Source organism: Bacillus sp. Hm123, from assembly GCF_051842975.2.
Classification (GTDB): Bacteria; Bacillota; Bacilli; order Bacillales; family Domibacillaceae; genus Bacillus_CE.
In genome coordinates, this window is sequence record NZ_CM200277.1 from 739,387 (window position 1) to 754,806 (window position 15,420).

Genomic DNA, 15,420 nt, shown 5'->3' on the forward strand with positions numbered 1-15,420 from the left:
TGGGCGATTTTTTTGTCGGCCTTAAACCTTCGCACAAATATCTAATCGTTTGCTGCGTTCGCTCGTCATGATTTCTCCATGTGTTAGCTGAATAGGGTGGTGAAATAGCGGACCGTCATAAACGAATGTGTGGAATTCGCCATGCTCGCCCATTGGACAAAGGGCTTGTGATTGGATGTCGGCATAAAAGTCCTCATCTAGTTGTCGACCGAGCCAAGTGTCATCTAAGACGTCAGTGCGAATGCGGATGACAACGGCTTGATAACCTGATTGAATAAAATTTTGTAACAACTGTAAGCTGTCTTCTTCTTTGCTCCACAACGGGTAAAGAGCAGGTAATTCAACCGCAGCGGCGACATTCTCGCCCCATTCACGGTGCCCTTCTAAATAAATATCACCAAAGGCAATGCCATCTAGCTGAAACTTTTCTTTCAATTGAGCCAAGTCTTCAATGAATGTCTCGGTGTAACGATCGAGCGAACAGCGGACGAAATGAAGAGGGAGGGAGAGAGCTTTGCTTTGCCGCTCAATCAATTCCGTCTTCTCATCATGACCAAAGGTGCGGCCGATTTCTTTCGGCACCGTCGTAATTAAGCAAGTGACTTCATAGCCTTGTTTCACTAATAAATCAAGCGCCATGCAGCTATCTTTGCCGCCACTCCATGACAAAGCTACTCGTTTTCCCATATCATCACTTCCTTATTAAAATACTTTCGTCGTCCAAGTTTCACAATTCCATACTTCGTTTGCGACTTCTTGGTAAAACTCAGGCTCATGGGAGATGAGCAAAATACTTCCTTTATAAGCTTTTAACGCTCGTTTTAGCTCGTCTTTTGCATCGACATCTAAATGGTTTGTTGGCTCATCGAGGACTAAAATGTTGGTTTCTTGATTAATCAATTTACAAAGTCGAACTTTTGCTTTTTCTCCACCGCTTAATACGCTTACTTTGCTTTCGATATGCTTCGTCGTTAAGCCGCATTTCGCCAACGCGGCACGCACTTCATATTGAGTAAATGAAGGGAACTCTGACCACACTTCTTCAATACACGTGTTATTATTCGTCGACTTCACTTCTTGCTCGAAGTAGCCGATTTGCAAATGCTCTCCGCGTTCGACTTGACCAGCTACCGGTTTGATCTCGCCAAGAATACTGCGTAAAAGCGTCGTTTTCCCGATTCCGTTTGCTCCTGTTAGCGCGATTTTTTGGCCGCGCTCCATGCGTAAATTCAACGGCTTCGAGAGCGGCTCGTTGTAACCGATCACTAAATCTTTCGTTTCAAAAATTAACTTGCCCGATGTGCGACCTTCTTTAAAATGGAATTCTGGCTTTGGTCGCTCAGAAGCTAGTTCGATCACGTCCATTTTATCGAGCTTTTTCTGACGAGACATCGCCATATTTCGTGTCGACACTCGCGCTTTATTACGGGCAACAAAATCCTTTAAGTCAGCAATTTCTTGCTGCTGCTTTTTATAGGCGGCTTCTAGCTGTTGCTTTTTCATTTCGTACACTTTTAAAAATTCATCGTATGTGCCGGCATAGCGGTTCAATTCTTGATTTTCCATATGATAAATTAAGTTAATGACACTATTTAAAAACGGGATGTCATGGGAAATTAAAATAAAGGCATTTTCATATTCTTGTAAGTAGCGTTTTAACCATTCAATATGTTGCTCATCCAAATAGTTTGTCGGCTCATCTAGCAATAAAATGTCAGGCTTTTCAAGCAGAAGCTTTGCTAGTAATACTTTTGTTCGTTGTCCACCACTTAAATCATGAACATCGCGATCTAGCCCAATTTCGTCCAAACCAAGACCACGGGCAATTTCCTCTACTTTCGCATCGATAATGTAGAAATCATTATTCGTTAGCATATCTTGTAGCGTACCGGTTTCTTCTAGCAATTTTTCTAATTCTTCCGGAGATGCTTCACCCATTTTTCCGAATAGCTCATTCATCTCTGTTTCTAAATCGAATAAGTATTGGAAAGCTGTTTTTAAGACGTCACGAATGGTCATTCCTTTTTCAAGAACAGCGTGCTGATCTAAATAACCGACGCGGACATTTTTGGACCATGCGACTTTTCCTTCATCGGGCTGGAGTTCGCCCGTAATGATATTCATGAAAGTGGATTTTCCTTCTCCATTCGCTCCAATTAGTCCAATATGCTCGCCTTTTAGCAAACGAAATGACACATTATTAAAAATGGCTCGGTCACCGAAGCCATGACTTAAATTATTGACAGTTAAAATACTCATAATAAGATCCTCTCATTCGTAATATTTCTGTTCTCATTTTACTACATAATCAAATATGAAAGCGAAGAGAAAATAAAAATCCCCGACTTCCAATAGGGAGTCGGGGGAGTCCGTTCTATTACAGGCGTTTAGAGCCGATATATTTTTTCTTCCAGTAAGAGTTGCTCACTTTATCAATTCTTACACCTTTAGAAGCAGAATGGATGAATTGGTTGTTTCCTAAATAAATACCAACATGGGAAGCGCCTTTTTTATATGTACTGAAATACATTAAATCTCCTGGTTGCATTTTTGATTTAGCAACTTTTGTTCCTTTTTTGTACATTTGAGCTGCTGTACGAGGAAGTTTTACACCGTTTTTCTTGTGAGTGTATTGAATAAACCCGGAGCAATCGAATCCTCTTGGTGTTGTTCCACCCCATCTATATGGAGTACCGATATGTTTTTTCGCTTCTTTAATCACGTTTGTCTTAGAATATGACGCTGCATCTGCTGATTGAGTTGGTAATAGTAAACTTACACTTAATAGTAAAGAACTGAATAATACTGTCAAAAGCTTTTTCACTTGAATCACCTAAAACCCTTTCCCGTGTTTTTTATATATTTTGTCTCGTTGTTTATGTCGTTTGTTTTTGTTCTGTAGTTAATATACCAGAAGATTGTCGTTTCATAGGTTACAGGTCGATTAAATAATATTAAAGGAATGTTACAAGAAGGGAGTATTATTACAATTATTAAATAGAGGAAATAGGAGGATCATATGAAGGATCATTTCCAACTAATAAACAGCCCAACTTCTGTTAAGAAGTTGGGCTGTTTATTAGTATTAATCGTTTAGGCGTTTAGAGCCGATATATTTTTTCGTCCAATAAGAATTGCTTACTTTATCAATACGTACACCTTTAGAAGCAGAATGGATAAATTGGTTGTTTCCTAAGTAAATACCAACGTGGGAAGCGCCTTTTTTATATGTACTGAAATACATTAAATCTCCTGGTTGCATTTTTGATTTAGCAACTTTTGTTCCTTTTTTGTACATTTGAGCTGCTGTACGAGGTAGCTGTACGCCGTTTTTCTTATGAGCGTATTGGATAAAACCAGAGCAATCGAATCCTTTCGGTGTCGTTCCACCCCATCTATAAGGTGTTCCGATATGCTTTTTCGCTTCTGTTATGACATTTTCTTTTGAATACGCTGCATCTGCAGATTGTGTAGGTAAAAGTAAACTTGCGCTTAATAGTAAAGAACTGAATGTTACTGTTAGAAATTTTTTCACTGGATTCACCTTAGTTTCCTTTCCCTTATCGTTTCATTTATATATTCTGTCTGTTTATTTATGTAGTAAATTTTTCTTCTGTAGCTAATATATCAGAAAATTGTCGTTTTCTAGGTTACAGTTCCTTTAAATAATATTACAAGGATATTACAAAGTTGTTATGTACCCGTTTTCCGCTGTTAAAAATGATGTAGTCAATGAAAAAGTTTTGTAATAGTTTGTTATGGATGCAGGGAAAAGGAGGGAGAGACAGGAAATGTATGCGTGAAAGGAAAATAAGGAGGGTACGGGAATGGAAGATACAAGCTTTGCGATTCACCCAGATCGAGAAAAGGAAATGGATGAAGAAAAGTTTTATGACGTTGGTAATGTGAAAGAGTGGCAGACTAAAGCCGATGGTGTGCACTTTATTTGTCAAAATGGTTATGTTGTCGTGCAATTTTATTGCGAGGAAATGCTTCGTGTCACGATGAATCCAACGAATGTTCCGACGATGGAGCAAAGCTTTGCGGTCATCATGAAAAAAGAACAAGCGCCATTTGATGTGAAAGAAACAGCGGATGCCGTGTACATAACAGCTGAAAAATTAACAGCCAAAATCACTCTTTCACCGTTTCGACTTCTAGTGACGGATGCTGGCGGACGAACGCTTCTTCATGAAGGAGAGCGAGGGATGGCGAGTCGGCGCACAGGTGAAGTCATCTGTTTTAAAGAGATGGAAAAGGACGATCATTTTTATGGGTTCGGAGAAAAAACGAGCTTTTTAGATAAGCGTGGCGAAAAAATGACGATGTGGAATTCTGATGTGTTCGCTCCGCATAACCCGGAAGTGGATGCGCTTTATCAATCGATTCCCTTTTTTGTGACGGTTCGAGATGGACAAGCTCACGGTCTGTTTTTTGATAATACATTTGAAACAGTGTTTGACTTAAAGCAAGAGGCTGATCGTTATTCCTTTTCAGCGGCTGGAGGCGAGCTTGATTATTACGTAATCGCAGGTCCTTCTCCAAAGGATGTCGTTCAGCAATATGCAAGATTGACAGGGCGGATGCCGTTGCCGCCAAAATGGGCGCTCGGTTATCATCAATCCCGCTATAGCTATAAAACAGAAGCGGAAGTTCGCGAGCTTGTGCACACTTTTCAAGAAAAGGGCATTCCGCTCGATGCGATTTATTTAGATATTCATTATATGGAAGGTTATCGGGTATTTACGTTTAATCGGGATCGCTTTCCGAATCCGGAGCAGCTGATTGATGAATTAAAAGCTGCGGGTATTCATGTCGTGCCGATTGTTGATCCAGGGGTGAAGCGTGACTCAGAATATCCCGTTTATTTAGAAGGGGTACGAGCCGGACATTTTTGCCGTTATGCAGAAGGCGATATTTATTTCGGTGACGTTTGGCCAGGAGAAAGTGCTTTTCCCGATTTTACGAATCAAGACGCGCGTGAATGGTGGGGAGAGTGGCAAAAATTTTACACCGATCTCGGAGTAGAAGGCATTTGGAATGATATGAATGAGCCAGCTGTATTTAATGAAACGAAAACGATGGATGTAGCGGTCTTGCATGATAATGATGGCTATTCAAAGACGCATCGCGAGCTTCATAACGTGTACGGTTTATTGATGGGAGAAGCGACATATAGCGGATTGAAAAAATTATTAAATGGAAAACGACCGTTCGTGTTAACGCGTGCCGGGTTTGCCGGTGTACAGCGATATGCAACGGTGTGGACAGGGGATAATCGTAGTTTCTGGGAGCATTTGCAAATGTCGATGCCGATGTGTATGAATCTTGGCATGTCCGGCGTGCCGTTTTCAGGAGCGGACGTTGGTGGATTTGCCCACGATACTAATGCTGACTTACTTGTTCGTTGGACGCAGCTTGGCGCCTTCATGCCTTATTTCCGCAACCACTCCAATTTAGGCACGGTTCATCAGGAGCCATGGTCGTTTGGAGAAGAAGCAGAAGCCATCGTTAAAAAGTATATTGAGTTGCGCTACCGTTGGCTGCCGCATTTTTACACATTATTTCATGAGGCAAGTGTCATTGGTTTGCCTGTTATGCGACCACTCGTAATGGAATATCCTGACGATGCCAACACCTTTAATTTAGCCGATCAATTTTTCATTGGAGAGAATGTTTTAGTCGCTCCAATTACGACGCCTAATACGTATCATCGAGTGGTGTATTTACCAGAAGGGGAATGGATCAATTATTGGACGGATGAATCAATGAGCGGAGGCAAGCATATTTTAGTCGAAGCGAAATGGGAGGAGCTACCTTTGTTTCTCAAAGCAGGAACCATTCTTCCGCAAGCTGATACATTTAAACCAGTGGATCAATTAAGCATTCATGTCTATCCGAGCGAGGAAGTGAGCGAATACACATTGTACGACGACGACGGCGAGACCTTTGCTTATCAAGAAGGTGACTATTTTCAGTTACACTTAAAAGCATGGAAACGAGGCGAAACCGTCTATATTGAAACAGAAGAATTACACGGAGCGTATCAGCCTAATTGGAAAGAGGTTTCCATTAACGTGCATGGGTCAGTGAGCAAAATAGTGATTAATGGGAAAGAGCAACTATAAGATAAAAGCTGCCAAGAATCGAGAGACTGTTCTTAAAGCGATTGAAAAATTAGAGCAAAAGGCAAAAGGTTCTTAAGAATTTGGATATAGAATATAATGAAAAGCCGTTTCATAAAGGACTGCCTCTTTATGAAGCGGCTTCTTTTGTTTATCGATTAAAAAACCCGACTCAAATGTAAAGGGAGTCAGGTGTTATACAATATTATTATAAAATGGCTAAAGCATGATCCAGTTTTTGCGATGTTGTCATCACTTCTTTAGCGGCTTTGCCAACTGACTCAACTACTTGGTGTAGTTCGGTCATATGCGTGGAGAATTTTTCAATGTCTTCAATACTTAAATCAATAGAGGACATAATGTGACGGAAAGATTCCATTGATTTTTCGCTTTCTGTTTGACCAGCTAGCACGAGCTTTTGAACGTTATCAATGGCGACTACGACGTCTTGTGTGACACTGCCGGAATGCTCAATTAAGGTCGCAATTCGATCAACGGATTGCTTCGTTTGATCAGCTAGTTTTCGGACTTCTTCTGCTACAACGGCAAAGCCTTTGCCGTGTTCACCTGCTCTCGCCGCTTCAATTGCTGAATTAAGGGCTAAAAGGTTTGTTTGATCGGCAATATCCTTTACCATTTGCACGACTTCTTGGATTTGTTTGGAGGCTGTATTTAAATCAGCTATTTTCATTGCCATGCCGCTTGTCTCACTAGTGATCGTTTCTGATGTGTTTGCTAGTTTTTCTATTTGAGCAATTCCTTCTTGAGAGGTTTGTTTCGTTTCATAAGAGCGTTGAATACTTCCACTCACTTCCGCACCTAGCTCTGTTGTTTTATGCATAAGGCTAGTCATCGTATAGGTGGCTGAAGTTAATTCTTCTTCAATCGCCAAAGCAATTTCACCGATGTCTGTTTTAACGGTATCTTTCACTTGTTCTTGCTTTTCTTGTATCTCTCTTTCTGAACTTTTATCAAATTCTTCAAGAACGATCTGTTGCTCGAAGTTTAAGATTTTATTGACGGACAAAATAAGTCGGCGTTCTTCTTCAATTGAAAGCTGCTGTTGATAAATAATTTCTGCAATTGTCGTTTGTAAGTTTTGAAATGCGCCAATGTACCATTTCGGATAGAGGCCGATACGGAGATGAACGCGAGCCACACCCATTCGTTTTAATAATCATCATCGATTCGTCCTTCAAACAGTTCAATTAAATGATGACGCAACGTTTGCCTAAGTCGATCGGTTGTACTATGCTTTTGAATTATGTTCATTAAATGAGGGACAGCCATAATTGTTGAGTAGAAGGCTTCCACAACTGCTTCGATATTTTGTTCAATCGTTGGTTTTAATAAGCGAATATTGCGTAAATCCTCTATTGTTAAGTGGATCATTTGTAGCTGGTCAAGTCTCTCTTGGCGATGGATGAAAATCCCGACAGATGATAAATCTATGTTAGAATGCAAAGAGTGTACGGCTTGTTTCTTTTTGAATAATTTCATGTTTATGATCTCCTCGATGATTTGAGCTCATCAATGTTTAAAGATGAGTTGGCTAAACTCGTCTGATGGCACCGGTCGACTGAAGAAGTAACCTTGTAGCTGATTGCACATTTGCTCTTTTAAAAATGTGGCGTGTTGCTTCGTTTCTACACCTTCTGCAATGACGGCAAGCCCCATGTTATGAGCTAAATTAATAATCGTTTTAATAATCGATTGATTTTTTTCATTTAAATCTTTAACGAATGATTGGTCAATTTTCAATAGATCGATAGGGAACTCGCTTAAATGTTTGAGTGAGCTGTATCCGGTTCCAAAATCATCAATACTAATCTGAATGCCTAGATTTTTCAGTTGTTGTAAAATAGTTAAGGCAAAATTTACATCGACTGTCATACTTTCCGTGATTTCTAGTTCTAAATACTTAGCATCTAGTTGTGTTTCTTTGAGTATATGTTGTACTTTCATGGCAAAACTAGATTGCATAAATTGGCGTAAAGAAACGTTTACGGAAATGGTTAATTTTTCTCTTCCTTGTTCATGCCATTGTTTTGTTTGTCGACAAGCAGTTGCTAATACCCAATCTCCTATGGAGGAAATTAAACCGTTTTCTTCAGCGATCGGAATAAATTCTGCTGGACTGATGAAGCCAAGCTCAGGGTGAAACCAACGAACTAGCGCTTCTGCCCCTACAATTTCGTTCGTTAGTGTACTAATTTTCGGTTGATAATACACTTGTAATTGTTGTTTTTTAATTGCTTTTCGTAAATCGATTTCCAATATTAATTTTCTTGTAAGTGAATCTTGAAGCTCCTGGTTAAAAAATTGGTAGGTATTTTTTCCATTCTGTTTGGCTACATACATAGCGATATCCGCGTTTTTAAGGAGCAACTCTTGATCTTTTCCATGATCCGGAAAGATGCTAATACCGATACTTGGTGATGTATATACTTCAGTGCGATCGAAATCAAACTTCATCGATAAGCTAGCTAGCAATCTTTTCGCTACAAAGTCTACATCATCTCGCTTGACATCTTTTAATAGTACAACGAATTCATCGCCGCCAAAGCGTGAAATAATATCTCCTTTTCTAAGTTGCTTCTGTAACCGTTGCGACACTTGTACGAGAAGAGAGTCACCTACCGCATGACCTAGTGTGTCGTTAATCTTCTTGAAGTAATCGAGGTCAACAAACATAAGAGCGATTTTAGTTCCAGTTGTTTTCGCTTGTTGAAGGGCATTCGTTAATTCTTTTATAAACATCGTTCGGTTAGGAAGGCCAGTCAGAGCGTCATAATGAGCCATCCGATAAATCGTTCGTTCATATCTTTTGCGATCCGTTATATCGGTCGCAGATCCAACTACCTCTTGTACGATGCCGTTCTCGGTAATGGGCGATAAATTAATGACAAAGCTACGGCGGTAATAAGTAAATTCAAAATTAACGTAGATTCCTTGAAATGCTTTAGAGAAATGCGATATTAAAGTGTTAGCAGCTTCGTTTGGAAAGATATCAAAAGGTGTTTTATTTTCGATATGTTCTGTTGTTAAACGATATTTTTTCACCATCTTCCCTTCAGACAAGCTAAACACAATATCTCCCGCTTGATTATGCTTCATCTTAAATATACAATTTTGCAAGTTTTTAATTGTTCTTCTAAAATCATTGTGAAGAGCTTCTGCTAAGGCATTTTCGGCATGAATACGGTCAGTAATATCGGTGCGAATCGCCACGAATTGATAGGGCTCTCCTTGATTGTCGAGAAACGGAACAATCGTCGTACTTACCCAATATTCAGTCCCATCCTTTGCCCGATTCTTTACTTCCCCTTTCCAAACTTTTTTCGCTTGAATCGTATTCCACATATCTTGAAAGAAAGATTTCGGATGATGCCCGGAATTAATGACGCGATGAGTTTTACCAATCAGTTCTTCCCGTTTATATTTAGAGATTTCGCAGAACTTATCGTTTACATCGGTAATTACCCCTTGCTTCGTCGTAATAGCGACAATAGATGATTCATCTAGTGCATTTTTAATATCCTGTAATTCTTTTACTGATCGACAAAAAGAACAATCTATTTTTTTTCGCTCCGTCATGTCAGTACCAATCCAAAGGAAAAAATTGTTCTTCTGAGAAGTCGGATGAAATGGAATCCTAGTGACATGAATCCAATAAGCAGTACCATCTGTAGAGGTTAGTTGCAGTTCGCCCCTTTGTAATTTCTGGGCGTCAGTAGGGTGATCCAGTATAGATAGAGTCTTTGGATGTACTTTGGTCATATAGTTAAACATGGATTGTCCAATTAGATGTTCATCGGACCGTTGGGATAATTGTTGAAAGTCAGTATTCGTAAACTGAAGGACCCCTTGGTCATCAGTAATGAAAAAAAATGATGTGTCATTTAGAGTTTGAAAAATAAGTTCCATATCTTTTATGTTAGCTACAATATCTGTAATTTTGTTAATCATTCTTCAACCCTTCCTTGCGCATTATTGATGTTTCGGTATAGTTATTTAGTTCTAGTTGATAATAGTTATTAATTATAGTCTATCCTTTGATATATAACAGAAAACGTTACGAATAGCAATACATAGATCTCTAAAAGTGGGACTTTTTGTAGTGTATTAATAGATATATATTAACAGGAAATAATGCCTATATGCACACCTGTTCAACTCATAATGAAAAAACATCCGGGGAAGAAGATATTTTTCTTCCGCCGGATGTTAACAGATGATTTAAAGTAATCCAATCCATTTCCAATAAGTCATACTAAATAGCATAATGAGTAAGTATGCGGCAATTGTAAGCGGGATGCCCGCCTTTAAAAAGTCTTTCACTGTAAACGTTCCTGTTCCGTAAGCAAGCATGTTTTGTGGTGCACTTACAGGTAATAAGAATCCAAAGCTAATGACAAATTGTTGGATTAACACAAACCCAGGTTCGTTCACGTCGACATTTAATGTGGCAACGAGAGCGATAACGATCGGTATTAATGCTGAAGCTAAGCTTGTAGCACTTGCGAAGCCGAGATGAATCAGAATGTTGAACAAAGTCAAGATCGCAATGATGCTTAATAATGGCATTGAATCTAGGCCGAGTGAACCAAACACTTTGCTAGAGAGCCAAGCGGCACCTTCCGTTTGGAGTAATACTCCACCGAGTGAAATACCTACTGCGAAGACAACGATTGTTCCCCAAGGAATTTGTTTTTCGACTGTTTTCCAATCGAACACACCTATTTTCGGTGTCAGTAAAATCGCTACTGCAATTAATGTCACTGTTGATGTATCAAATGGATGGAGCAACTCTTCCGTCGACCAGAAGAATAAAAGAGCAAGAGAGATGAAAATCAATCTTCTTTCTGGACCTTTTAATGGGCCGAGTTCTTTCAGTTGCTTCTTCACTAGTGCATCGCCATTTGTAATTTCACTTGTTTCTGGTTTAATGACGCGAATCATAACAAAGAAAAGAAGAATCGACATGATCACAGACCATGGACCAGCATACAGTAACCATTCAGCCCAAGAAAAAGATTCTCCAAACGCTTTTTCCATAAATTCTAAACCAACCATGTTTTGAGCGGCGGCTGTTTTAATTCCTACGTTCCAAATCGAAACAGCTTGTACAGAGGTGATCACTAGTAAAGCAGCTAAACGACTTTCCTTCGCTAATCCAAAGGCTGCGACCATTCCGAGCAAAATTGGAATTACTGCTCCGGCACGAGCTGTCGCACTCGGTACGAAGAAAGCGAGGACAATACTCACTAAGATGGCACCGATCACAATATTATTCGTTTTTGAACCAACTTTAGATAAAATAAATAACGCTAACCGTTTATGAAAATTCGTTGCTTGCATCGCTGCTGCTAAAAACAAGGCCCCGGCTACGAGCGCCACAGCAGAAGAACTAAAGCCGGATAAAGCTAGCTTTAATGCATTTTTTGTTCCAAGCGGAGTAGAAGGATCTTCTATACTCGGAGCGAGCCCTAGTAAAATGGCAATTAATCCAATAATCATAAAGGCGCTTACTTGGTAGGATACAGCTTCTGTCACCCAAAGAATGACGGCGAAAGCGAGAATTGCAAGTGCTCTCTGTCCAGATTCCGGTAAGTCGGCAGGTGTGGGCACTAACAAAATCACGATCAAAGCAAGAAAAGCGAGACTAACCCATAGCCATTTCAAATTCTTCTTGTCAATTGACGTTCCCATGATGTTTCCTCCTCATATGTATGTATTCACTTCTTTTATAAACCAAAATGATCAAGAAAAAACTATTTTAGAAAAACATTAACTGATTTTTTACAAAAAAGTAAACGTTTTTTGACATTTTTTAATAAGGGTTGCTTTTTGGAAAATCTATAGGTGGAAAATCTTATGTGCAGAAATTTTATTAGTTCAATAATCCTACTTCACAAAAAATAACGTTCATCACTAGACGAACGTTATTTTCATTAAATTAATTTTGCTTTTTAGGAACATTTAGTCGTTCATTCCCCATAAAGAATACGGCTACAACGGAAAGCCAGAAGAGAGGCCCGACTTCAAGTAAAAAGAAATGGTATAATGAAGCAAGGTAAAAAGGAAAGGATGTTTTTATGAGTAAAACGGTTGTTTTAGCTGAAAAACCATCTGTCGCTCGAGACATTGCTCGCGTATTAAATTGTGGCAAAAAAGGGAACGGATGTTTAGAAGGCAGTCAATATATTGTTACTTGGGCACTTGGTCATTTAGTGACACATGCTGACCCAGAAGGGTATGGCGATCAATATAAAACGTGGAATTTGGCGGAGCTTCCGCTAATGCCCGATCATTTAAAAACAGTTGTCATTAAGAAAACTGGTAAGCAATTTCAAGCGGTGAAAACGCAGTTGAATCGCAAAGATGTGAAGGATATCGTAATCGCAACAGATGCGGGCCGCGAAGGAGAGCTAGTCGCTCGCTGGATTATTGATAAGGCTCATGTAAAAAAGCCGGTCAAGCGTTTATGGATTTCGTCTGTTACAGATAAAGCGATCCGCGAAGGTTTTAAAAAATTAAAAGACGGGCGAGAATATGAGAATTTGTATCGTTCCGCTGTCGCTCGTGCTGAAGCGGATTGGCTTGTTGGGATCAATGCGACTCGTGCGCTGACGACAAAATTCAATGCTCAACTTTCATGTGGTCGTGTCCAAACGCCAACGATTGCAATGATTGCGAAGCGCGAAGAAGAAATCAAAAATTTCAAGCCAAAAAGCTACTACGGTATTACGGCGCTTGCTGGCGATATTAAATGGACGTGGAAGGATGCCAAGTCAAACGATACGAAGACGTTTTCTGAAGAGAAGCGCGATAGCTTATTAAAAGGATTGCGCGGTCAGGAAGCAGTTGTCACTGAAGTGAAAAAAGCGGCGAAGAAATCTTTTGCGCCTGAACTGTATGATTTAACAGAGCTGCAACGAGATGCGCATAAATTTTTTAGCTTTTCGGCGAAAGAAACGTTGTCGATTATGCAAAAATTATATGAGCAATATAAGCTCGTTACCTATCCTCGAACGGATTCTCGCTATTTATCAAGTGATATGGTGGACACGTTGAAAGAGCGAGTCGAAGCGGTTGAAATCCGACCATATACAGGGTATGCGGCCAAAGTGTTGAAGCGGGGGATTAAGGCGAATAAATCATTTATTAATGATGCTAAAGTGAGTGATCACCACGCAATTGTACCAACTGAACAAACCGCTGTTTTAAGCGATTTAAGCGACAAAGAACGGAAAATTTACGACTTAATCGTGAAGCGCTTTTTAGCCGTGTTATTACCACCATTTGAGTATGAACAAACAACTGTTGAAGCAAAAATCGGCTCGGAAATCTTCACAGCGAAAGGGAAAGTCATCACTTCTCTTGGCTGGAAGGAAGTGTACGGAAAAGAAGAGGATGACGAAGCTTCGTTACCAGCAGTGAAGCAAGGTGAGACGTTCGAAGTAGTCTCATTGACAGCGACACGAGGTGAAACAAGTCCACCTCCTCGTTTTAACGAAGGAACGTTGTTGTTGGCGATGGAAAATCCGGCGAAATATATGGAGGCTGAAAGCAAAGACGTCAAGCAAACGTTGAGCCGAACAGGCGGTCTCGGTACGGTGGCGACAAGAGCAGATATCATTGAAAAACTGTTTAATACATTCTTAATCGAGAAAAAAGGCAAGGATATTTTTATTACATCGAAAGGGAAGCAGTTGTTACAATTAGTTCCAGATGAACTTCAATCGCCAGCGTTAACCGCCGACTGGGAGCAGAAGCTTGAAGCGATTGCGAAAGGAAAGCTGAAGCCGCAGCAATTCATGCAAGAAATTCGTGGCTACACGAAACAAGTCATTAACGAAATTAAGCAGAGTGAAAAAACGTTCAAGCATGACAATATCACAGGCAAGAGATGTCCAGATTGTGGAAAACTGTTACTTGAAGTGAACGGCAAAAAAGGAAAAATGCTTGTCTGTCAAGATCGCGAATGTGGCCACCGCAAAAATGTCGCTCGTTTAACGAACGCTCGCTGCCCGAATTGTCATAAAAAGCTAGAACTGCGTGGAGAAGGCGAAGGTCAAATTTTCGTCTGCAAATGCGGTCATCGCGAAAAATTATCCGCCTTCCAAAAGCGTCGTAAAAACGACTCTGGCGGTAAAGCAACGAAGCGCGATGTGAACCAATACTTGAAAAAGCAAAACAAGGACGAACCAATCAACACGGCATTAGCAGATGCATTATCTAAATTGAAATTTTAATTTTGTACGGAAAAGGGATGATCGCTGACGATCATCCCTCTTTCCGTACAAAACAATTCTTGTGTTTTTTTGCCAGAGCGGTCTATAATGGTTTATTGAAAATTCAAAAATATGGGGAGGTTTTGAATATGCCAATTAATATACCAAGACAACTGCCGGCAACTGAAATACTAGAGAAAGAGAATATTTTCGTAATGGACGTTGACCGTGCACACAGTCAAGATATTCGTCCGTTGAATATTTTAATCTTGAACTTAATGCCGGAAAAAGAAAAAACAGAAGCACAGTTGCTGCGCTTATTAGGAAATACGCCGCTTCAGGTGAATGTTTCCTTTTTATATACAGCCACTCATGAATCGAAAAATGTGAGCAAATCGCATTTAGAGCAATTTTACACAACGTTTGAAGAAGTGAAACATCGTCGAATTGATGGCTTAATTATTACCGGGGCTCCAGTGGAATTAATGGAGTTCGAAGACGTGAATTATTGGCAAGAGTTAGAGGAGATCATGAACTGGGCAAAAACGAATGTCACCTCGTCTCTTCACATTTGCTGGGGAGCTCAAGCTGCATTATATCACCATTTCGGAATCGGAAAATTTGAGCTTCCGAAAAAATGCTCTGGCGTTTATAAGCATACGGTGACAGAGCCGACAGTGAAACTATTACGAGGCTTTGATGATGAGTTTTATGCACCTGTTTCTCGTTATACTGATGTTGACATTGAGTCGATTGGCGCTCATGAAGAACTGATGCTTCTATCTTCTTCCGAGGAAGCAGGTCCGTTTCTTGTCATGTCAAAGGATGAAAAACAAATTATGATCACGGGTCATTTAGAATATGATGTACACACATTGGCAGAAGAATATAGCCGTGATGTCGCGAAGGGGATTGAAATTGAGACGCCAAAAAATTATTTCCCGGACAATAATCCGACAGAGAAACCTGTCAACAAATGGCGTTCACATGCGCATTTGTTATTTTCTAACTGGTTAAACTACTATGTGTATCAAGAAACACCATACGAGTGGGAATGA

Annotated in this window: 11 protein-coding genes and 1 pseudogene; 3 read left to right on the plus strand and 9 right to left on the minus strand. The window is 40.0% G+C overall.

Going from position 1 to position 15,420, the window contains the following annotated elements; genetic code table 11:
• Positions 1-21 precede the first annotated feature (21 nt).
• The 4 genes from ACSVDJ_RS03870 to ACSVDJ_RS03885 all read right to left on the minus strand — a co-directional run bounded on the left by ACSVDJ_RS03870 (position 22) and on the right by ACSVDJ_RS03885 (position 3,535).
• Positions 22-687, minus strand: coding sequence for a Dph6-related ATP pyrophosphatase (locus ACSVDJ_RS03870; RefSeq protein WP_439170158.1), 666 nt, complete (start codon positions 685-687; stop codon positions 22-24).
• Positions 688-702: 15 nt separating this feature from the next.
• Complete coding sequence (locus ACSVDJ_RS03875) at positions 703-2,259, minus strand: ABC-F family ATP-binding cassette domain-containing protein (RefSeq protein ID WP_439170159.1); 1,557 nt, start codon at positions 2,257-2,259, stop codon at positions 703-705.
• Positions 2,260-2,377: 118 nt separating this feature from the next.
• Positions 2,378-2,824 (minus strand): C40 family peptidase, encoded by a 447-nt coding sequence (locus tag ACSVDJ_RS03880; RefSeq protein ID WP_439170257.1) that lies wholly within the window; start codon positions 2,822-2,824, stop codon positions 2,378-2,380.
• A 261-nt stretch (positions 2,825-3,085) separates the two neighbouring features.
• Entirely contained in the window at positions 3,086-3,535 is a 450-nt protein-coding gene (locus ACSVDJ_RS03885; RefSeq protein WP_439170160.1) for a C40 family peptidase, read from the minus strand.
• 292 nt (positions 3,536-3,827) lie between these two features.
• Here ACSVDJ_RS03885 and ACSVDJ_RS03890 point away from each other — a divergent pair, with 292 nt between their 5' ends.
• Complete coding sequence (locus tag ACSVDJ_RS03890) at positions 3,828-6,128, plus strand: glycoside hydrolase family 31 protein (protein ID WP_439170161.1); 2,301 nt, start codon at positions 3,828-3,830, stop codon at positions 6,126-6,128.
• A 205-nt stretch (positions 6,129-6,333) separates the two neighbouring features.
• On the opposite strand, the gene ACSVDJ_RS03895 is transcribed toward ACSVDJ_RS03890, so the two are convergent.
• From ACSVDJ_RS03895 to ACSVDJ_RS03915, 5 genes and pseudogenes are all read right to left on the minus strand, one after another.
• Positions 6,334-6,978 (minus strand): methyl-accepting chemotaxis protein, encoded by a 645-nt coding sequence (locus ACSVDJ_RS03895; protein WP_439170258.1) that lies wholly within the window; start codon positions 6,976-6,978, stop codon positions 6,334-6,336.
• Positions 6,979-7,101: 123 nt separating this feature from the next.
• Positions 7,102-7,290 (minus strand): annotated as a pseudogene (locus tag ACSVDJ_RS03900) (protoglobin domain-containing protein); the annotation flags it as partial.
• Positions 7,291-7,295: 5 nt separating this feature from the next.
• On the minus strand, positions 7,296-7,625 hold the full coding sequence (locus tag ACSVDJ_RS03905) for a protoglobin domain-containing protein (RefSeq protein ID WP_439170162.1): 330 nt from the start codon (positions 7,623-7,625) through the stop codon (positions 7,296-7,298).
• Between the two features lie 30 nt (positions 7,626-7,655).
• Positions 7,656-10,094 (minus strand): EAL domain-containing protein, encoded by a 2,439-nt coding sequence (locus ACSVDJ_RS03910; protein WP_439170163.1) that lies wholly within the window; start codon positions 10,092-10,094, stop codon positions 7,656-7,658.
• Positions 10,095-10,364: 270 nt separating this feature from the next.
• Positions 10,365-11,837, minus strand: a complete 1,473-nt coding sequence (locus ACSVDJ_RS03915; RefSeq protein ID WP_439170164.1) for a DASS family sodium-coupled anion symporter — start codon at positions 11,835-11,837, stop codon at positions 10,365-10,367.
• Between the two features lie 386 nt (positions 11,838-12,223).
• Here ACSVDJ_RS03915 and ACSVDJ_RS03920 point away from each other — a divergent pair, with 386 nt between their 5' ends.
• Together ACSVDJ_RS03920 and metA are read left to right on the plus strand one after the other, a co-directional pair.
• Positions 12,224-14,383: a DNA topoisomerase III gene (locus tag ACSVDJ_RS03920; protein WP_439170165.1), complete on the plus strand. Its 2,160-nt coding sequence runs from the start codon at positions 12,224-12,226 to the stop codon at positions 14,381-14,383.
• A 128-nt stretch (positions 14,384-14,511) separates the two neighbouring features.
• A complete protein-coding gene (gene metA / locus ACSVDJ_RS03925; RefSeq protein ID WP_439170166.1) occupies positions 14,512-15,420 on the plus strand; it encodes a homoserine O-acetyltransferase MetA in 909 nt (302 codons plus the stop codon).